Genomic DNA, 18,292 nt, shown 5'->3' with positions numbered 1-18,292 from the left:
CTCCCTCTTTCTAACGAGTCATGACTGGCAGGATGTCGCGCGCCACGCGAACCACCGCCGGCAACATCAGCACGCCAATCATCACCGGCAGCATGCAGGCGACCAGCGGCACCGACAGCAGAACCGGCAGGCGATGCGCCTTTTCCTCGGCGCGCATCCGCCGCTTCTCGCGCATCTCCGCCGCATAGACGCGCAAGGTCTGTCCAATGCTCGACCCCAGTTGATCGGACTGGATCAACAGCGTCGCAAAGGAGCGGATCTCGTCCACATCGACATCATCCGCCATGCGCCGCAAGGCGTCCTGCCGACTACGCCCCGCGCGCAGTTCCAGAACGACCTTGCCGAGCGCAGCCGATACCAGCGGATGCGATACCGCCAGTTCCCGGCCCACGCGATCCATGGCCGCCTCCAGTCCAAGCCCCGCCTCGACGCAGACCAGCATCAGGTCCAGGGCATCGGGAAAGCCGTGTATGATCGCCTCCTGACGCCGCGAAGCCTTTGCCGAAATATAGAGGTTGGGCATGTAGAGCCCGAGTACCGCCAATATCGACGCCACCATATAGAGCGTCAGCGGAGTAGGCGGTTCCGGATTGCCGAGCGATGTCAGCACGAATATCGCAGGCAAGGTGAATGTCAGCACGAGACGGAAAAAGGTGAAGAGCTTGGGTGCATCCGGCGACATATAGCCGGCCGCGATCAGCCGCCGGCGCAGAGTCACATTGTTCGTGTCGACCAGCGAGATGCCCATTTTCTCGATGCGGTCGATCAGCTTCTTCCATTCGCTGTTGTTGCGATCACCACGCAGCGTCTGACTGCCGGATTGGGATGAGCTGCCTTCACCTACCACGTCCAGCCGACTGCGCACCCGCGCGTTGCGCATCACCAGTTCCGACAGGCCGAACACCAATGCAACGATGGCGATGAACAGAAGGCCGAGAATGAACGGCCGCAACTGGGTCAGGAATGCGGGATTCAGCATCGCATCACACCTTTAGATCGACCATGCGGCGTATCGTGACGAAGCCGATGATGTAGAGCAGGATCAAGCCGGTAAAACCGATGATGAACATGTTGTCCTGGGCAACGTCCAGATAAAAGGCCGGATTGACCAGGAACAAGCCACAAAAGGTCAGGATCGGCAAAGCGGTCAGCATCACCGCAGTCATTCGACCTTCCGAACTGAGCGCCCGAACCTTCATGAACAGGCTGGCCCGCTCCCGGATCACGGTCGAAAGATTTTCGAGGATCTCGGCAAGATTGCCACCCGTCTCGCTCTGCACCGACAGGGAAATGACGAACATGTGCATCTCGTTCATATCCCAGCGCTCCGCCATGCGCTGCAACGCATCGCGCAGGTCGGCGCCATAGGTGACTTCGTCCACCACGATACCGAATTCGCTGCCGATCGGATCGCGCATCTCCTTGGTCAGCAGGTCGAGCGCAGCGGCGATCGGATGCCCGGCACGGAGACCGCGGACGAAGGTATCCAGCGCCACCGGGAACTGCTCCTCCATCTTCTTGCGCCGCCGCTGGGCAAGGCGGGTCAACACCATCATCGGCAATGCGATGCCCAGCGCACCCGCGAAGGCCAGGGCCATCACGAACATGCCCGCCGTCAGCGCATAACCGGCGACCATTCCGCCGATCATCACCAGCAGGAACAGCACGCCCGCAGCAATCAGCATCAGGGTCAGCACGGTACGCGCCGGAAAGGTCAGTCCGGCGCCATGCAATACCCGCATGACCCCCAATCCAGCACGGCCGAAAAGGGAGCTGCGGTCGAAACTCACCGCCTCATCGCTGCGCCGCAATTTGGAGAGTACCGTGCTGCGTTCGAAACCGGCCGCGATCATCTTCAACCGCCGGTTGACCACGCGATCCGTGGTCGCGCGAGCGCGCATCCAACCTGCAATGCCTTCTATCGTCAGGATCACCGCCGCGAACAGCAGGACGAGGACGAAGGCGCGGATATAGAGCGGTGTCATCAGTGGATCACCGCATCGGGCCGGAACAGTTCCGCCGGAAGCGCGATGCCCCGATCGGCCAGTTCGCTCATGAATTTGGGTCGAATGCCCGTTGCTTCGAAATGACCGCGCACCATGTTGTTCTCATCGCGGCCGGTCATCTTGAAGCGGAAGATTTCCTGCATGGTGATGACTTCCCCCTCCATGCCGGTGATTTCCGAAAGGCTGAGCAGACGGCGACGCCCGTCGGCCAGCCGCCCCACCTGCACGATCACGTTCAATGCAGACGCGATCTGCGCGCGGGCGGAGCGCGGCGAAATGTCGATGCCGCTCATGCCGATCATCTGCTCGACACGGGAGAGCGCGTCGCGCGGCGTGTTGGCGTGCACTGTCGTCATCGACCCGTCATGACCCGTATTCATCGCCTGAAGCATATCGAACGCCTCACCTGCTCGGACTTCGCCCACGATGATGCGGTCGGGACGCATGCGCAGGGCATTCTTCACCAGATCGCGCTGGGTGACTTCTCCCTTGCCCTCGATATTGGCGGGACGGGTCTCCAGCCGCGCGACATGGCGCTGCTGCAACTGCAGTTCGGCCGAATCCTCGATGGTGACGATGCGCTCATGCTCGTCGATAGCGGCGGACATCGCGTTGAGCAGCGTCGTCTTGCCTGAACCAGTACCACCGGAAATCAGCACATTGCGCCGCGCCTCCACCACCGCCGACAGGACCTGCGCCATGGGCGCCGGCACGCTGCCCAATTCGGTCAGGCGCGCCATGCTGATCGGCACCTTGGCGAATTTGCGGATGGAAAGCAGCGATCCGTCGATGGCCAGCGGTGGAACCACCGCGTTGACGCGGGAGCCATCGGCCAGGCGGGCATCGACAAAGGGCGATGACTCGTCGATCCGTCGACCAACCGCCGCCACGATCTTCTGGATGATACGCAGAAGATGCTTCTCATCCTTGAACCGGGTGGGCGTTTCGACCAGTCGGCCGTTTCGCTCCACGAAGACGACCTTATGGCCATTCACCAATATGTCGGTGATGCTGTGGTCCTTCAGCAGCGGCTCGAGCGGCCCCAGGCCCAGCAGTTCGTCCAGAATGTCGGAGACCAGGCGGCGGCGCTCCTCCAGGTTAAGCGCATGTTTCTGAAGCGCGAGTTGCTCATGGACGATCTCGCCCACTTCGGCTTCCACCTGTGCCCGCGACATGTTGTCCAGAGCGGAAAGATTGATGAGGTCAATCAGCTTGTGATGCAGCGCCACCTTGAGTTCGGTGTGCCGGTCCTCCTCCAGATGCGAGGCCTCCATCTCGGTCGGCCCGACCTCATCGCGGGGATCGCCACGTTCGCTCTTTCGAATCTGCCACATCAGCCCTTCTCCGTCTGACGTTCGGCCTCAGCGGCCTGGACGCAGCAATGGACAATGTCCTGCATATCCTTGCAGATACGGCTGCGCGCCTTCAGTTCCTGGATCAGCACGCCCTGATCAAGCGCAGAGCTGACCAGCGGAAAGTCGTTGGCGATGCTGAGCTTCACCGGATGGTCCAGCGCCGCCGCCGCGTCCTCCAGACCGATGGCGCGGAAGAATTTCTTTTCCACGCGATTGGCGATGACATGGATGCGGGCGGGATCGATGTCCTGATCGCGCAACAGCGAAATCTGGCGCCGCGCCTGCCGCAGGCTGGCGATGGTGAGTTCGCACACCAGGAAAACGACCTGCGAACGCGCCACAAGCGACATTGACCAGTTTGTCCAGTTGCCCGGCAGGTCAAGATAGACCGTATCGAACTGCCGTTGTGCAAGTTCGACGATGCGGAAGACCTGATCGGCATTCACAGCTTCGATCGGCATGATCTCGGTCGGGGCAGTCACCACTCTCAGGCCGGTTGCGGTTTCTACCGTGACACTCCGCAACAGTTCATTGTCGACGCGGCTGCCCGCGTTGAGGAGGTCCGCCAATGTCAGCGTCGAGGAAATCCCCAGGAAGGTGCCCGCATTGCCGAACTGGACATCGAAATCGAACAGGCAGACTTCGCCGCCTTTCGCCTTGGCCGAACGCGCGTGCAGGCTGGCCGCCTGCGTCGCGATGGTCGTTGCGCCGACGCCGCCCACACTCTTGATGATCGACACGAGCTGGCCGGTCTTTACTTCATCCTGCCGACTGGCCGCGATGCGGCTGCGCAGATCGTCCAATATCGCCGTCAGGTCATGGGCGCGCAGGGGCAGTTCGATGACGTCGTTGATCCCGCTGCGCAACAAGGCGCGCACCACGGCGATCTGCGCACCGCGCACGGCCGCCACCAGCATCAGCCTGGGATTGGCTGCCCGCAGCCCCGCGAGCCTGATCATGGATGCTTCATCGTCGGGCTGAACCTCGATGATGATTGCCTTGGCTTCGGCCACCAGTTGCGCGGGCACGGCCTCGTTGGCGTCGAGCATGGACAGGGCGAGCGACTGGCCCACCAGTTGATCGCCCAATATGTCGGACGCCTGGACCTCCTGCTCCGACAGGATGAGATGAAGCCCCTCATCCCCGATATTGAGGGTCCAGTTCTCGGCGGGTTCCGCTGTGTTTGTCACGATGCCCACTATCTTGTCCCTCAATTTGATGCCGTGCCCTGGCCGTCTTCCATGGTCAGAGCGGCGCTGAAGCTGGGTAGAGTGATGGTGCCTGCAAAAAATCTGAAAAGGAGCGGCCGAAAGGTCAGTTGTTTCAGTGAAACCCTTACCAGCGGCGAGACATCCGATCCATTAGGGTCGCCCGCATAACCGAGACCGGAATAGTCGTAGTCGACTGTAACGTTGCCCGAAGCGATTTCCGGCATGAACAATTGCATCCGGTTGACGATATTGTTGAATGCCGTGAGGGCGTTCGCGCTGTTGCTGACCAGCGGGCTGGGGCAGGTCCCACCGCTCTTGCAAGAGCAGCTCACTGCACCGGCGTTGACCAGACAGGATGCGCCCCCAAACGCTGACTGCGGGATGGCATCGCCCTGCGTAAGTCCACCGCTCACCACAAAACTATATGCGGCAAGGCCGTTAGGAACCATGTCCGTAGCGACTGCATAGCGCACCCCCATCTGCGTCGCCTTTTCCGCGCGATTCCAGGTCCACATGAGCCGTCCGACGTCGATGACGCCCAGGAGCAGGATGAGCAGCAGCGGCAAGACCATCGCAAACTCCGCCGCCGACGAGGCGCGGCGATCAACGAGCAGAGGGGCGAGCCGGCGCATCATATGCCTTGCACCGTAGCTTCGGATTCGGAAACGAGATTGAGCGTACTGCTGGTGAAACCAAGATTGTTGAACAGCGAGCTATAGGGGACCGTGGCCGAAACCTTGACCTTGGGCACGTTGGACATGCCCTTGTAAATCCCGGAATAATTGCCCCCCGTAATCGCCGTGCAACTGACGGTTACAGATACGGTCGTCGGCGTCGTCCAGCCGACCAAACGGGCGGAGCCGCCACTAGCGATCTGTCCGGTACGCGTGATGTTGCGGGTTTTGTCGACAACGTCGGACGCCACTGTATTGGGACATGTAAAGTCAGTGAAGGATCGCCGTGAAGCGTAGCGGGCACCGTCACGCACAGCCTTGGCCACCACATGTTCGCTCAGGAAATAATTCCCCAGCTCGAACGAACCGAACATCAGGACGATGAGCAGCGGCGTCACCAACGCCATTTCCGCGGCTGCGGCGCCGCGCTGGCATATCAGCAGAGAGGCAAGAAAGCGTCGCATCGTCACTCTATCAAATAAGGAACAGAGCGCTGGATGACTTGAGGATTGCTGGCTCCGTTCACGCCACTGCCTGTCTCTCCAATGACTTCGACATACACCTCCTTCTTGTCGGTATATTGGTTGGCGCCGTTCCCGCGATCGATCGACGGTTCCACCAGGAACACGTCGAGCCATTTTGCGGGATCTATGCCCGAAGTCTTCCCATGCAGCGTCAGCGCCCGGCAATTGAGGACTGCGACGGAAATGCGCCGCCTATCCACACCGGCCGAACTGGGCGTTATGCCCGCTACGCCGTTGGCGGGAGAACCGAACCCTCTATTATTGCCGGACAACGTCTGGGGAACGCCAATGCCGCGAGACGCAGAAGCAACGACCACTGAGGGGTGCGCCACCTCCCAATTATAGACTTCATACCGAGTGGCGGTGGAGCCAAGTCCCGTTCCCGTCATCCAAGCGGCTTGAGTGTCCCAACCATAGTTGACGCGAAAATAGGCGTCGCGATCCCAGGTCCCGCTGCCAACAGTGCCGCATGTCTGCGCACTTGCCTGCACCGCATGGCAAAGATCGCGAGGATAGCCCATTATGTCCGGATCGGTTGCGCCACCCGCCGTCGGCAAAGGGGCCACGGTTGTCGGTCGATAGGGATTGCTTGAAACGCCGAAACCGTTGCTGCTGTTGCAGGTGGTTCCATTGGTCGAAGTGCACACCAGGTCCTTGCGCGTATTGCTGGACGGGGAGCAGATTCCGCCATATTGGGACGGGCAGGTATTGCCGTTCGCATAGACATCGAAGCGGGTATTAAGCGAATCCAGTACCGAAGTGCTCATGCCCGTCTTCGTGGTGACGCCATCGGTCTGCTGGCAATCCGCCTGAACGGTGTCATAGCCGAGCGCAGCGCCCAGACCATTGGCGCCATTTGCGAACGTCGCCTCCAGCCAACCAAAATTTCCCGGCGCATCCGCATTGCCAGTGATAAGCTTCAGACCAACGCCTCTCGTTGGATTGAAAGCATAATTCTCATCGCTGTTGTCGCTCGGCTCGTCCGGGTTGCAGATCATGACGGGCGGCACTTTGCAGATCGCCGATCCGACCCCTGCATACGCCTTCGCCGACAATGCGCCCGACGACAGAACCGATACGATCGGCGTCAAGGCGAAGCGGGCAGTACGGGAATTGACCGTAACCTCAACGAAGTTGGCATCCGCGTCGGTCAGCGTCCCCGTGTCACTGCGGTCCTTGTTCTTGTAGAATTTGATGAAACCAGTGCGATCGCAACTTGACTCATTCTGGATCGTCACGGCCAGGTTGCCGCCGTCATTCGCGAAACGGGCATCATTGCGGATCAACCCGCTTGCAGCGCTGGCAGCGCGGCTGCAGGCGTTGACCTTTCCATCCAACTGCGTCGCCGCCGCCAGCGCCGCCTGATCCGCTGCGTTCTGCAACTCCGAATCCAGCCCCGCCATCCGCGCATAGTCAAAAGCGATCCCGCCAGCCGCGATCAGGCCGAAAAGCGACAGTGCAACCGTCGGCGCAACAGCGCCGCTGGTCGACTGCAACAGGCCTTTCCCACCGCCGGACATGAATTCACTCCTTCTCTCTCGATCAGTTCGCGCCGCCGCCAGAGGAGCCCCCGCTAATGCCGCTGGTCGTACGGATCGACTTGGGCTGTTTCACCTTGTCGGTGCGATAGCGTTCGACCGCCGCCGCGGAAGTCTGCCCGTTACCACCCTCGACCAGCGTTCCTTCATAATGGGGGTCGGGATTGATGACCTGCATCGCGTAATTGCTGCGCACCGCGCCGCCGAAGGTCGGGTCGTTCGCCGTACAGCCCGCCAACAGCGGCAGCAGCAGGGCGCTTCCAAGGTAAAGTGCACGCATCGTCAGCCTCCTGCTCACAGCTCATAGCCGCTGGGCGCCTTGCCCGAAGCGGGCGCTTCCTTCGCCGGCACCGGTGCAGGCGCGGGCGCATTTTTCGGCGCCTCGGGCGGCATCGCGTTCGGATCGAGCGGGTTGATGCCCACCGCCTTGTCCGTCCGTCCCATCAGGAACAGGTCCAGTTCATGCGGCGGCGCCACGCGATCGGTGGGCAGGCGCACATCCTCTGCGCGCATCGGTTTCACGAGACGCGGCGTCACGATGATGACCAGTTCGCTCTCGCTCTTCTGGAAACCGCTCGACCGGAACAGCGCGCCGATGATCGGGATGGAGCCCAGGATCGGGAACTGCCGCACCGTATCCTGGAAATCCTTGCGCAACAGTCCGGCCAGGGCAAAGGACTGCCCGTCGCGCAGTTCCAGCGTCGTGCTGGCTCGCCGCGTTTGCAGCCCTGGGATGGTAAGGCCGTTGACCGTAACCGATGCGGACGGATCGATGGAACTCACCTCAGGTTCCACCACCAGATTGATGATGCCGTCCTCCAGCACCGTGGGCGTGAAACCCAGGCTGACGCCGAAAGGTTTGAATTCGATGGTGATGGCATTGCCGCCCGTGCCGCCGGTGCTGCCGCCGCTGTTGCTCTGCGCGACCGGTATGGGGAACTCGCCGCCTGCCAGGAAGGAGGCGGTTTCACCCGAAAGCGCTATCAGGGTCGGCTCGGCCAGCGTGGTCACAACCCCCTTGCGCTCCAGCGCGTCGAGCGCGGACGTGAGGTTGAGGCTGCCGATCGAATATTTCGCCGCGCCGATGCCGAAACTGTCGAGTATCTTGCTCAGATCAACGATGGGCCGTCCATTGGCGTCAGACAGAAGCGCCGAAGACTGGGCGGCATTGCCGATGCCGCCCACCACCTTGCCGCTGTCCGACAGGAAGGCCGTGTTGATGCCGAACTGCTTGGCCGCGCCGCGCGACATTTCGGAGAAGCGCACTTCCAGCATCACCTGCTGCGCCGCGCCCACCGACATCATGTTGACGACCTTGTCGCCAGCATAGGTCTTGGCGATCTGCATCGCCCGATCGACCGCCGCCGCACTCGACACCGTGCCGGTCAGTACGACTGAATCATTGGAGATCCGCGCCCCGATGGGCTGACCGGGCAGCAGTTCCGACAATTGTCGCTTCAGCGTCACGACATCCGGCCCCACGGCGACATCGACGACCGCGATCATCATGTTGCGGTTGTCGTAGAGCGTCAGGCTGGTCGTGCCCATCTTCTTGCCCAGCACATAGACCGATCGGTTGGTCATGGGCAGGACATCGGCGATTTCCGCGTTGCCGACCAATGCCTTCGCAAAGGGCCGGTCCACGGTCAGCACCTGGCTCTTGTTGAGCGGCACGTCGAGTTGACCGGCATGACTGGCGTTGTCGACGCCCAGCGAGGCGATCTGCGCCTGCGCAGGCATGGGCAGCATCGACGCTCCGGCGCCCAGCGCCAGCACGGATGCCAGCATCGGCAAGGATTTAGCGGGAACCATAGCGCTTCACCTCATAGCTGGTGCCAGTCGTGCCGCGCACGATCTCGACCGATGCGGTCGAAGGCAGGGCGTTCGTATTTTTGGGAACGGCGCGCCGGGCGGGCCGGAGGCCGGATGCGACACGCGGTGGCAGATAGGCAAGGTCCGCGACGCGGGCACGAGGGCCAGCATAGCCGCCGACATAGGCGCCGTCGCGCAAATCCTCTATGCCGACGGTCTGTACCGCCGGATTGGGTTTGTCGGTAAGGTTGCGCAGCACGAGCGTGAGTTGCCCGACCTGTTGCGCCAGAACCAGCTTCTGCGCATCGACCTGGTTGACCTCCAGCGTGGCCGTCTTGCCGACCGCGGGGTCTTTCGTGCTGTCATTGGCGTTCTGGTCAATCGCGATCACCCGCGTCCCTTGAAGCAGAACGTCCGTGATCTGCTGGCTGCCACCACCCATGGGATCCTGAAGCGTGCGCGTCACGAACACATCGACGGTGTCGCCGGGAAGCACAAAGCCGCCCGCGGCGGCTACATCGCTTACGCGTACGGCGACGGCCCGCATTTCCGGGGCCAGGACTGCCGACATTGTGGCTCGCCCCCCTTCGCCGGAGAGCTTGGAGGCCAATATGGGTTCGCCCGGTTCGATCTGCCGGATGACCACCCGCCCCTTGCCCAGCGATGTCAGTTGGATAGGGTCACGAAATGATCCGGGTGGCACGGAACTGGCAGGCCAGTCGACCATCCGGATCTTTTCAGGAGTTACTGCCGTGCCAAAGGGCAATGGTACAGTTGCAACGACAATTTTCGCCATACCGCCATCCGCCTGCTGCACCTTCTCGGCGCTGGTCAGATAGCTGTTGGCGATGAAAACGGCTGCCAATCCCAGAAGAATTGCAAAGCCGAGAATTATGAGTGATCTGCGCTGCCCCACGACAACTCCCCCCGGAATTGAAGTTTACAAGGAAGCCAGTCTTTGACCGGCTTCCCCACTTCCGTGATTAGCAGTTTGCCGCCGGTGCATTTCCGGTGCCGACTGTGGCAACGCAATTGGTGGCGGCGTTCATCGAGTTCTTGATCGCGCCGCCAAGGTTCCAGGCAGCGAGAGCAATGCCGGTGCCGACAATCGCCAGGATCAGCGCATATTCAGCAGCCGAAGCGCCGCTTTCGTCAGCCCAAAGATTCTTGATGAAAGTCATGTCCGTAACCCCTTTTAAATGTTTAGCAGCTCGGCTGTGTATTGGTGCCGACGGTCTTGATGCAGTTAGTGGCGGTATTCATCGAATTCTTGATCGCACCGCCCAGGTTCCAGGCCGCCAGCGCAATGCCGGTGCCCACGATCGCCAGGATCAAGGCATATTCAGCAGCCGAAGCGCCGCTCTCGTCGGCCCAGAGGCCTTTCAAAAAGGTCATATCTTTTACCCCTACTCACTGGGAGCGATTCCCAGTTGCCCTTGCTCCGCTCCACGGTAGGGGCCTGTCCACCTCGCGACCCCGGTGCCGGTATGCTCCGGTCACCAGGCAGTTGGCAGTTCCCGTAGAACTTGGGTTCAAATTGAACCAATGCTGACCCAAGTCAACATGGTAAAAAATATCTCTATTTTTCAACCTGTTACGGCAATTTTTTGTTAACCATTTGCCTCAACTACGTTCGTTACCATAAGTAAATGATAGTAGTCACTGAATATATCTTTGGATATATACTTTTGGAAAATGACGGGTTTAAATGAAATTTATTGTAGTTTTTATTTCTCTATATTTCTTACAAAGACAATAAAACGCCCAATAAACAGAATATATCGTGTTTTTTATTTGGAATACGTTAAGATATCTGCGTGATCCGATCGAACCTATTTGCGTATAATATTTGCCGTCGGAAAGCCGAATTACCGGGCAGACTAATACCTTCGGTGTAGGCTATTCGGGACAGTCTAGTTCGAAGACTTGAGCAGCAGAGACGCCCGCCAGCGCACGGGTCGTCGCGAATCAGATACGACTCGGCGCACAAAGGTCCGTAAACAAAGAGCTTTGCATCTGTCCCGTTCAGGGACAATATTGCCGATATCGTTACGTGACACTCACCCGATGACGGAAGGTGAGGTTCACGCGATCGGACAACAGCAGATAGGGCAGCCAGATCGCGGCACTGATCAGGACCTTCTTCACATTGCCCGTCAGCATGTCCAGCAACGCGGCGTCCACGCCCCGCGGCACTTCATTGATCCCCGCGACCAGATGCGCAATGCTCAACTGGGCAAGCAGATCAACACCCCATACCATGACCAGAAAGCGCGGGAACAGAGGCACCAGGCGCAGCGCCATGGCGAAGGCAAACATGTAAAGGCTGGACAGGATCACCACATCGGCGAGCATCACGGAATAAAGGCTGACGAACCAGGTCGGCGAATAACTGCCCAATGCCGGAATGGAACTCAGAAATTCCAGCGTGCGCACCGGCACGTTCACGGCAATTCCAACCAGCAACGACGCCATCACGCCGTAAAGGCCGAATTGGGACATCTCCCGCGCCTTGAGGCAGTCGACCTTGCGCCAACGTCCTACCTGCGCCAATCGAAAAGCGGGCTGCGCATGGATGCGCCCAGCCGGAAACAGCTTCAACCCCAGCAGCAGCGATCCGACGGGTGCACCGACGACCAGCAGATAGGGCAGCAGACCCACACCGCTGCCCCACGGCGTTCCGCTATAGGGCGTTGCCGGAAAGGCCAGCCGCATGCCGCAGGCAAAGGCAGCGATCATGATCCAGATTGCAACGATCCGTTCCAGATTGACCTGCATGGACAGCACGACGGTCACGCTCTTGCGGTAAAGATGATCCCTCACCATTCGCACCATGGAACCGGACCCCCTTCCCAACGCCGAAATCTGATCGCGACTATCCGCGATGTTGGTAAACGCCGGGTAAATGCGCAGCCGCGAGGAAAGTTCTGCGCGAACTTCAGATATGGTCTGCAAAAGAAGAAAATAAAGCCCGCCGGCGGCTCATTTACGGGGCACGGTGATGCGGATCGTCGTGCGGCCGCCAATATTCTGAAGGAACACTTCCCCGCCCAGCATCTGTATCCGCCGCATCAGTGACCGCGAAGGCACCGCCCCGCTCGACCCGAGCCGGGCCATATTCGGCACGCCATCGTCGCTCACCTGAAGGGCAATGCGGTTCCCGTCCGGTTCCAGCGCGAAATTCACGCTGGCGGCCCCGGCATGGCGAACGGCATTGGCGACGATCTCCCGCACGGCGAAACTCAGTTCCCTGCCGATCAGCGCGCTGGTCGCGCAATTGCCGTCCTCCACCTTCAGCTGGCAATCTATACTCCACTGTTCGCCAAGGGAGCGCACCACCATCGCCAGCGTCTCTGGCAGATAGGCGAAATCCTCCTCATCGACCTCCGGATTGATGATCCAGCGAATGGTGGCGATCTGGTCCTTGGCGATGCGGTCGACATTTTCGATCACGGGACGCGCCTCGACCTCGCGCCCGCCCAGCAAGGGGGCGATCTGGAAACGGATGCTGGCCAGCGCCTGCAGGACGCTGTCGTGCAGTTCGCGTTGCAAGCGCTCCCGTTCCCGCGCGCCGGCAATGACATGGGCCAGGTCCAGGCTGTTGCGAACGGTAAGTTCCTCGCACGCGCTTTCGAAAACGCGCTGGGCGATGGCGGCGCGATCTTCATGACAGGGATCGTCCAGGCAGGCCGCGCCGACCGCCTCGAAGGTGCCGATGGTGACCCTGACCGTCAACAGCGTTTCGGCATCCAGCAGCGCCGCCCATGCCCGACCGCCTGCCGACAATGATCCCAATGTGGCTATCCCGTCCGCCGCCAGCGAAATCGACGCGTCCCGGGTTCGATCGTGCCAGCCAGTCTGAACGGCCAGCAAATTGCCGACGCCCATGGAAGGCATTTCCCGCGCAGCGCTGCTGGCGAAGCGCAAGGGCTCATGACTCGCCAGCCGGAACAGCACCGCTCCCCCCTGCCCGCCGGTGGCAAGCCGCAGGGCATGGAGCAGGAACGGCCCGTAATCACGCTTGGCGGGTGGCAACTCCCCCTCCAGTAGCAGCCGGTCGCGCTCGAATTCCAGCAATGTTTCCCGGCGCGGCCCCAGCAGCACTCCCGTCACGAGGATCGCCACCGCCAGATAGCAGGCGCGAAGCACGACCCGCTCCGCTTCCGGTTCTGACGGCAGGGAGGCGATCTGGTCCAGCCATGTCATGGAAACCGCAGCCAGGCCGGCCGCCACAGCGACAAGCAGATGGAGCCGCCGCCGCACGATCAGCGCCACCTCCACCGCAACGAAAAAGCTGCCCGAAAAATAGGGGCTGTTGGAGGGATTGGTGACGAGCAGCAGGGTCAGGAACAGCAAGGTATCTAGGCAGATGACGGGCCGCCTGATCCGCATGTCCATCACCCATGACCGCGACGACAGGAAGACCGCCGAAAGCGCCAGCGCCAGCATGAGCAGGATCACCCCATGCTCCGCAGGCTCCGCCCAGTGACGCGCGCTGGAAAAGCCGAAGCTTACCGCCGCGTAGATCACGGCCAACAACAACCGCGTATAATCCAGCGTCTGCCAGGGCCGCAGCGCCGACAGGGTCCGCCTGTCCCACCTGCTCAAGCGCATCGCGATTTCGTTCCGCCCGTTCATCGCGTGACGCACATCCCCGATCCGACCCGACGCATGTGTCTGCCGGGCAGCTTCTTATGGAAAGGAAATCATGTTTCGGTCAAATGCGATGATGAGATGCCGACGGGTTCATCGCAAGCGCGGCGGACGCTTCAGGCAGGGCAGCGGACATCCGCCCCCTCCCCTGCAATCGCTCAGCCGTGAAAATAGTCATAAACCTGCTGCGCCACGGCCTTCGAAACACCCGGCGCCTTCAACAGATCTTCCAATGCCGCGCTTTTGACGGCCTTGGCGGTTCCGAAATGCATCAGCAGCGCCTTCTTGCGGGAAGGACCGATGCCCGGCACCTCATCGAGAGAACTGACGGTGATCGCCTTGCTGCGCTTCTGCCGATGCGCGCCGATGGCGAAGCGGTGCGCTTCGTCCCGCAGACGCTGGAGGTAGAAGAGCACGGGATGATTGAGCGGAAAATTGATCTCCCGCCCGTCAGGCATGTGAAAAACCTCCCGCCCTTCGCGCCCGTGATGGGGCCCCTTGGCGATGCCGATCATGCAGACATCCTCTATGCCCATATCCTCCAATATCGCGCGAGCAGCGGACAATTGCCCCTTGCCGCCGTCAATCAGGACCAGGTCTGGCCATTCGCCGCTGTCGCGATCCGGATCCTCCTGCGCCGCCCGGCCGAAGCGTCGCTCGAACATCTCGCGCATCATCGCGAAATCGTCCTGTGAGATTTCGGGATTTTTCATGTTGAACTTGCGATAGGCGCTCTTGCGGAAACCCTCCGGACCCGCCACCACCATCGCCCCCAGCGCATGACTGCCCTGGATATGGCTGTTGTCGTAGATCTCTATCCGGTCCGGCAGGCCGTCCAGGCCAAATGCCTCGACCATTTCCTCCAGCACCTTCGCCTGCGTCGTCGTTTCGGCGAGACGGCGGTCGAGCGCCTCCACGGCATTGCGCTGCGCCTGTTTGATGAGACGTGTACGGTCGCCGCGCTGAGGGACTTCGATCCTGACCTTCGAGCCGATACGCTCGCGGAGCGCTTGCGCCATCAGGTCGCATTCCGCCGGAGCGCGATCGGCGAGAATCAGCTTGGGCGGTGGCACCTCCTCGTAAAATTGCGCCATGAAGCTGGCCAGCACCTCCTCCTCCGCCACTTCCGCGGTGTGGACGGGGAAAAAGCTGCGATGCCCCCAATTCTGCCCGCCGCGGATGAAGAAGGCCTGTATGCACATGGCGCCGCCCTTGGTCGCGAGCGCGAAAATATCGGCGTCGCCCAGCCCTTCGGCATTGATGGCCTGGCTGCCCTGGATGAAGGTCAGCGCCTTCAGCCGGTCACGCAGAACCGCCGCCTGCTCGAAATCCATCGCATCGGACGCCGCCTGCATCGCCTCGCCCAGCTTCTTCTGCACGGCTGTCGATTTGCCGCCGAGGAAGTCCTGTGCATCCTTCACCAGTTCGCCATAAGCGGCATCGTCGATCCGGCCCACGCAGGGGGCGGAGCAGCGGCGGATCTGATAGAGCAGGCAGGGCCGGGAGCGATTGGCGAAGAAACTGTCGGTGCAACTCCTCAGCAGGAACAGCTTTTGCAACGCATTGATCGTTCGCGTCACCGATCCGGCGCTGGCAAAGGGCCCATAATAGCGTCCCTTAAATTTGCGCGCGCCGCGATGCTTCTGAACGCGTGGAAAATCATGATCTTCACGCAACAGGATGAAGGGGAAGCTCTTGTCGTCGCGCAACAGGACATTATAGGGCGGCCGGAAACGCTTGATAAGTTGCGCCTCCAGCAACAGCGCTTCCGCCTCGCTGTTGGTGGTCACGATCGTCATGGACCGGGTCTGCGCGACCATGCGCTGGAGCCGCTTGGGCAAGCGATCGACCTGCGTATAGTTGGTGACCCGGTTGCGCAGCGCCCGCGCCTTGCCCACATATAGCACGTCGCCCCGCGCATCCTGCATGCGGTAGACACCCGGTCGCGTCGGCAGGGTTTTGAGCGTCGTGCGGATCGCCTCCACGCCAGCGTCGATGTCGGGCTGACTGCCGGTGACGGTAAAGGTAGCCTTGTCTTCGTGAAAGCGATCGGGTGACTGGGGACGCGACATGAGGCAGAAATAGCGGCGTACGCCCGGATCGCAATGGCATGCAGCCAAATTTAGCGTCCGCGTCGTTGATCCCTCGCCAGCTCCGATCCGAATGGGCGGCACGCGCTATCCCTGCGTTTCCGGGCATGAGGTCGTTGATCATGTCACCGCCGTCGGCGGCGCAGTCACCCGGTTCAGGGTCAGCGACACGGTGGGCGTCGGGTGTATGGTCGACAGTTGCCAGCTTGTTCGGCCTGCAACAAAGGGGCGGAGCAATATTGCGAGAACGGCTTTGTCGGAACCTATAATGATGCACGCAGGACGCACCTGGCCATATGTTCGGCGGCTATTCGCAGAGCATCACCATCAGCGAAAAGTTCGTCCTGAGGATCAGCCATCCCGCGGATCAACTGGCGCCGGTGCCCCCGCTGCTCCGCGCAGGCATGATCACCTACTCGCCATTGGCCGGACCCGGCAAGAAAGTCGGCATCGTCGGGATCGGCGGATTGGGTCATATGGGGATGAAGCTCGCCCATGCCATGGGCGCCCATGTCGTGGCCCTCACGACGTCAGAGAATAAACGGCAGGATGCGCTGGACCTTGGTGCACGACATCGAAAGCGCCTATAGCAGGATACTGAAAAGCGACGTCAAATATCGCTTCGGCATCGACAACGCGTCACTCGCGGGAAGCTGATAACGGGATCGATGGTCAACCTCATCGCTGGTGCTTGATCGACCCCGCATATGTACGGCTTGAAGACGCCACCCAGAGACGTGCAGAGGAATTTAGTCCCTGTCGATTAAGGTCATGCGGAGAAGTGAAAACCGGCTTTCCGTCGAAATGATGCAGTAACATAGTGAGCGGATTTCGATCTGATTGAAGCAGACCAGCATCCAGATGCTTTGCTTCCCACGATGTCTTGATCAGCAAATGGTTTCTATAGCTTGGGAATCGCACATGAGAAAAAACCGGCGCGTACACCGCACCGGCTTTTCTTTCAGTCTTTGCCGGCCGGTCAGACGGTCGGACCAAGTCCCTTGATCGCATCATCGATCAGCAGTTTGTCTGCCTTGGCATCATGGCCCTGGACGATCAATGCTGCGGCTGCTCCAGTTGCGGCGTTCACAGCTTTCGTCCGAATAGCTGCGACCGCTGCCCGCTCTGCCGCGCCGATCTTGTCCTCCGCCATTTTGTGACGGCGAGCCACCAGCGCGACAGCATTGGCCTTCGCGTCCTCCAGCAGCGTTTCCGCTTCATGCTCGGCCGATTTGCGCATCGCTTCGGCCTCGCCTGCGGCAGCCGCCAGCCTGGCCTCATATTCGGCCTTGAGCGCTTCCGCTTCGGCACGCAGCTTGGAGGCTTCCTCCAATTGCGTCTTGATCTGGGCGATCCGACCATCCAGCGCACCGCCGATGAGACCGGGAACCTTCTTGATCACCAGGATCAGGATGAACACCGCCATCGCCAGGCTGACCCAGGCAGTGGCGTCCATGCCGACAGCCTTGGGGTCGGTATGCGGAACCACGCCCTCATGAGCCACGGTACCGACCGGCTCCATCCCCTCGGAATGGATCGCCTGGTTCAAATGCGAGGCATCCGCCTCGCTATGCTGTGCTGCTGCCTCAGCCATGGACCAGTGCCGCCTTTACTGCGTTGCGGGCCGCATCCTCCGACGCGTTCACGCCGGAAATACGAGCCACCATGTCGCGCGCTGCATCAGCGGCAACGGTTTCAATCTCTGCCATGGCTGCATCGGTTGCAGCCTTGATGCGGGCTTCGGCCGCATTGATCTGGCTTGCAATATCCGCATCCGCGGCCGCCAGCTTGGCTTCGGAAGCCTTGGCGGCCTCCGCCTTCGCCCTGGCCAAACTTGACTGGGCGGCAGCGCGGCTTTGGGCGTCACGGGCGCGATAGTCGGCCTCCGCCTCGTCGGCGCGAGCAAAAGCTGCCTTGGCGGCGTCCAGATCGCCGGTGATCTTCGCGTCGCGCGCATCAGCCGTCGCCTGGACTTTGGGCACCATGCCGAGGCCGATGACGAAGAAAACGAAACCAAAGGTCAACAGCAGCCAGAAGATCTGCGATGAATAGGTTTCGGCAATTTGCGCGATTTGAGGCATTTTTCGGGTCCGTCCGATCAGGGCGCGGTCAATCAGGGGATAGGCGTGGCGACCAGGCGGCCGTCCATGCCCATCCCAAGGCGACTGTTCAGGCCACGAACACCAGGATCATGGCGATAACGAACGCCAGCAGACCCAGAAGTTCTGCGGCGGCGAAGCCGATGAACAGGCGGCCCTGCTGACCGTCGGCGGCGCCGGGATTGCGCAGTGCGCCTTCGAGGAATGAGCTGAAGACGTTGCCCACACCGAGGGCAGCGATGCCCGCACCGATTGCGGCCAGACCAGCACCGAGCAGCTTTGCGGCTTCTGCGTCCATGTTCTAAACTCCTTTTCTAAACTCTATTCGAA

18 protein-coding genes and 1 pseudogene are annotated in these 18,292 nt (G+C 60.9%); 1 reads left to right on the top strand and 18 read right to left on the bottom strand.

The window, feature by feature from the left end; translation table 11 throughout:
- Positions 1 to 10: 10 nt before the first annotated feature.
- The 15 genes from MRBLMC3_RS01755 to uvrC all read right to left on the bottom strand — a co-directional run bounded on the left by MRBLMC3_RS01755 (position 11) and on the right by uvrC (position 15,845).
- Entirely contained in the window at positions 11 to 979 is a 969-nt protein-coding gene (locus tag MRBLMC3_RS01755) for a type II secretion system F family protein (protein WP_363825394.1), read from the bottom strand.
- Positions 980 to 983: 4 nt separating this feature from the next.
- Positions 984 to 1,985 carry a type II secretion system F family protein gene (locus MRBLMC3_RS01750; protein WP_363825392.1) on the bottom strand — a complete coding sequence of 334 codons (1,002 nt, stop codon included), beginning with the start codon at positions 1,983 to 1,985 and terminating at the stop codon, positions 984 to 986.
- Positions 1,985 to 3,340 carry a CpaF family protein gene (locus tag MRBLMC3_RS01745; protein ID WP_363735121.1) on the bottom strand — a complete coding sequence of 452 codons (1,356 nt, stop codon included), beginning with the start codon at positions 3,338 to 3,340 and terminating at the stop codon, positions 1,985 to 1,987. Before MRBLMC3_RS01745 ends, MRBLMC3_RS01750 begins: the two co-directional genes overlap by 1 nt.
- Entirely contained in the window at positions 3,340 to 4,551 is a 1,212-nt protein-coding gene (locus tag MRBLMC3_RS01740) for an AAA family ATPase (RefSeq protein ID WP_363825390.1), read from the bottom strand. The genes MRBLMC3_RS01745 and MRBLMC3_RS01740 overlap by 1 nt, the downstream gene beginning before the upstream one ends.
- A 20-nt stretch (positions 4,552 to 4,571) precedes the next feature.
- Positions 4,572 to 5,207, bottom strand: a complete 636-nt coding sequence (locus MRBLMC3_RS01735; protein ID WP_363825387.1) for a TadE/TadG family type IV pilus assembly protein — start codon at positions 5,205 to 5,207, stop codon at positions 4,572 to 4,574.
- The gene (locus tag MRBLMC3_RS01730) at positions 5,204 to 5,710 is read right to left on the bottom strand and encodes a TadE/TadG family type IV pilus assembly protein (protein ID WP_363825384.1); all 507 of its coding nucleotides are present in this window, start codon (positions 5,708 to 5,710) and stop codon (positions 5,204 to 5,206) included. Before MRBLMC3_RS01730 ends, MRBLMC3_RS01735 begins: the two co-directional genes overlap by 4 nt.
- 2 nt (positions 5,711 to 5,712) lie before the next feature.
- Complete coding sequence (locus tag MRBLMC3_RS01725; RefSeq protein ID WP_363825382.1) at positions 5,713 to 7,290, bottom strand: pilus assembly protein TadG-related protein; 1,578 nt, start codon at positions 7,288 to 7,290, stop codon at positions 5,713 to 5,715.
- Positions 7,291 to 7,312: 22 nt separating this feature from the next.
- Positions 7,313 to 7,588 (bottom strand): hypothetical protein, encoded by a 276-nt coding sequence (locus tag MRBLMC3_RS01720; protein ID WP_363735127.1) that lies wholly within the window; start codon positions 7,586 to 7,588, stop codon positions 7,313 to 7,315.
- A 14-nt stretch (positions 7,589 to 7,602) separates the two neighbouring features.
- Positions 7,603 to 9,120: a type II and III secretion system protein family protein gene (locus tag MRBLMC3_RS01715; protein ID WP_363825379.1), complete on the bottom strand. Its 1,518-nt coding sequence runs from the start codon at positions 9,118 to 9,120 to the stop codon at positions 7,603 to 7,605.
- The gene (gene cpaB, locus MRBLMC3_RS01710) at positions 9,107 to 10,036 is read right to left on the bottom strand and encodes a Flp pilus assembly protein CpaB (protein ID WP_208108026.1); all 930 of its coding nucleotides are present in this window, start codon (positions 10,034 to 10,036) and stop codon (positions 9,107 to 9,109) included. Before cpaB ends, MRBLMC3_RS01715 begins: the two co-directional genes overlap by 14 nt.
- Before the next feature lie 67 nt (positions 10,037 to 10,103).
- Positions 10,104 to 10,301 (bottom strand): Flp family type IVb pilin, encoded by a 198-nt coding sequence (locus tag MRBLMC3_RS01705; protein ID WP_133651823.1) that lies wholly within the window; start codon positions 10,299 to 10,301, stop codon positions 10,104 to 10,106.
- A 22-nt stretch (positions 10,302 to 10,323) separates the two neighbouring features.
- A complete protein-coding gene (locus MRBLMC3_RS01700) occupies positions 10,324 to 10,515 on the bottom strand; it encodes a Flp family type IVb pilin (RefSeq protein WP_133651822.1) in 192 nt (63 codons plus the stop codon).
- Positions 10,516 to 11,169: 654 nt separating this feature from the next.
- Positions 11,170 to 11,955, bottom strand: coding sequence for a DUF2569 domain-containing protein (locus tag MRBLMC3_RS01695; RefSeq protein WP_363825376.1), 786 nt, complete (start codon positions 11,953 to 11,955; stop codon positions 11,170 to 11,172).
- 147 nt (positions 11,956 to 12,102) lie between these two features.
- The gene (locus MRBLMC3_RS01690) at positions 12,103 to 13,758 is read right to left on the bottom strand and encodes a sensor histidine kinase (protein WP_363825373.1); all 1,656 of its coding nucleotides are present in this window, start codon (positions 13,756 to 13,758) and stop codon (positions 12,103 to 12,105) included.
- Between the two features lie 173 nt (positions 13,759 to 13,931).
- Positions 13,932 to 15,845: an excinuclease ABC subunit UvrC gene (gene uvrC / locus MRBLMC3_RS01685; protein WP_363826596.1), complete on the bottom strand. Its 1,914-nt coding sequence runs from the start codon at positions 15,843 to 15,845 to the stop codon at positions 13,932 to 13,934.
- 77 nt (positions 15,846 to 15,922) lie between these two features.
- Here uvrC and MRBLMC3_RS01680 point away from each other — a divergent pair.
- Positions 15,923 to 16,432: pseudogene (locus tag MRBLMC3_RS01680) on the top strand (alcohol dehydrogenase catalytic domain-containing protein); the annotation flags it as partial.
- 410 nt (positions 16,433 to 16,842) lie between these two features.
- Here MRBLMC3_RS01680 and MRBLMC3_RS01675 read toward each other — a convergent pair.
- The 3 genes from MRBLMC3_RS01675 to MRBLMC3_RS01665 form a co-directional block, all read right to left on the bottom strand.
- Positions 16,843 to 17,457 (bottom strand): F0F1 ATP synthase subunit B, encoded by a 615-nt coding sequence (locus MRBLMC3_RS01675; RefSeq protein ID WP_363825370.1) that lies wholly within the window; start codon positions 17,455 to 17,457, stop codon positions 16,843 to 16,845.
- Positions 17,450 to 17,944, bottom strand: a complete 495-nt coding sequence (locus MRBLMC3_RS01670; RefSeq protein ID WP_363735138.1) for an ATPase — start codon at positions 17,942 to 17,944, stop codon at positions 17,450 to 17,452. Before MRBLMC3_RS01670 ends, MRBLMC3_RS01675 begins: the two co-directional genes overlap by 8 nt.
- Before the next feature lie 88 nt (positions 17,945 to 18,032).
- On the bottom strand, positions 18,033 to 18,260 hold the full coding sequence (locus MRBLMC3_RS01665; RefSeq protein WP_004207392.1) for a F0F1 ATP synthase subunit C: 228 nt from the start codon (positions 18,258 to 18,260) through the stop codon (positions 18,033 to 18,035).
- Positions 18,261 to 18,292 lie beyond the last annotated feature (32 nt).

The sequence above is a fragment of the Sphingobium sp. LMC3-1-1.1 genome, assembly GCF_040676285.1.
Classification (GTDB): domain Bacteria; phylum Pseudomonadota; class Alphaproteobacteria; order Sphingomonadales; family Sphingomonadaceae; genus Sphingobium.
The sequence above is the reverse complement of the archived record's forward strand: the minus strand, read 5'-3'. Positions and strand labels throughout refer to the sequence as shown.

What these genes read in the sequence shown, in the direction of transcription:
- MRBLMC3_RS01745 (WP_363735121.1), bottom strand. Translation starts at nt 3,340, where the DNA reads ATGTGGCAGATTCGAAAGAGCGAACGTGGCGATCCCCGCGATGAGGTC.
- MRBLMC3_RS01735 (WP_363825387.1), bottom strand. Translation starts at nt 5,207, where the DNA reads ATGATGCGCCGGCTCGCCCCTCTGCTCGTTGATCGCCGCGCCTCGTCG.
- MRBLMC3_RS01705 (WP_133651823.1), bottom strand. Translation starts at nt 10,301, where the DNA reads ATGACTTTCATCAAGAATCTTTGGGCTGACGAAAGCGGCGCTTCGGCT.
- MRBLMC3_RS01665 (WP_004207392.1), bottom strand. Translation starts at nt 18,260, where the DNA reads ATGGACGCAGAAGCCGCAAAGCTGCTCGGTGCTGGTCTGGCCGCAATC.
- MRBLMC3_RS01750 (WP_363825392.1), bottom strand. Translation starts at nt 1,985, where the DNA reads ATGACACCGCTCTATATCCGCGCCTTCGTCCTCGTCCTGCTGTTCGCG.
- MRBLMC3_RS01695 (WP_363825376.1), bottom strand. Translation starts at nt 11,955, where the DNA reads ATGGTGCGAATGGTGAGGGATCATCTTTACCGCAAGAGCGTGACCGTC.
- MRBLMC3_RS01690 (WP_363825373.1), bottom strand. Translation starts at nt 13,758, where the DNA reads ATGAACGGGCGGAACGAAATCGCGATGCGCTTGAGCAGGTGGGACAGG.
- MRBLMC3_RS01700 (WP_133651822.1), bottom strand. Translation starts at nt 10,515, where the DNA reads ATGACCTTTTTGAAAGGCCTCTGGGCCGACGAGAGCGGCGCTTCGGCT.
- uvrC (WP_363826596.1), bottom strand. Translation starts at nt 15,845, where the DNA reads ATGTCGCGTCCCCAGTCACCCGATCGCTTTCACGAAGACAAGGCTACC.
- MRBLMC3_RS01725 (WP_363825382.1), bottom strand. Translation starts at nt 7,290, where the DNA reads ATGTCCGGCGGTGGGAAAGGCCTGTTGCAGTCGACCAGCGGCGCTGTT.
- MRBLMC3_RS01670 (WP_363735138.1), bottom strand. Translation starts at nt 17,944, where the DNA reads ATGCCTCAAATCGCGCAAATTGCCGAAACCTATTCATCGCAGATCTTC.
- MRBLMC3_RS01730 (WP_363825384.1), bottom strand. Translation starts at nt 5,710, where the DNA reads ATGCGACGCTTTCTTGCCTCTCTGCTGATATGCCAGCGCGGCGCCGCA.
- MRBLMC3_RS01720 (WP_363735127.1), bottom strand. Translation starts at nt 7,588, where the DNA reads ATGCGTGCACTTTACCTTGGAAGCGCCCTGCTGCTGCCGCTGTTGGCG.
- MRBLMC3_RS01675 (WP_363825370.1), bottom strand. Translation starts at nt 17,457, where the DNA reads ATGGCTGAGGCAGCAGCACAGCATAGCGAGGCGGATGCCTCGCATTTG.
- MRBLMC3_RS01755 (WP_363825394.1), bottom strand. Translation starts at nt 979, where the DNA reads ATGCTGAATCCCGCATTCCTGACCCAGTTGCGGCCGTTCATTCTCGGC.
- MRBLMC3_RS01715 (WP_363825379.1), bottom strand. Translation starts at nt 9,120, where the DNA reads ATGGTTCCCGCTAAATCCTTGCCGATGCTGGCATCCGTGCTGGCGCTG.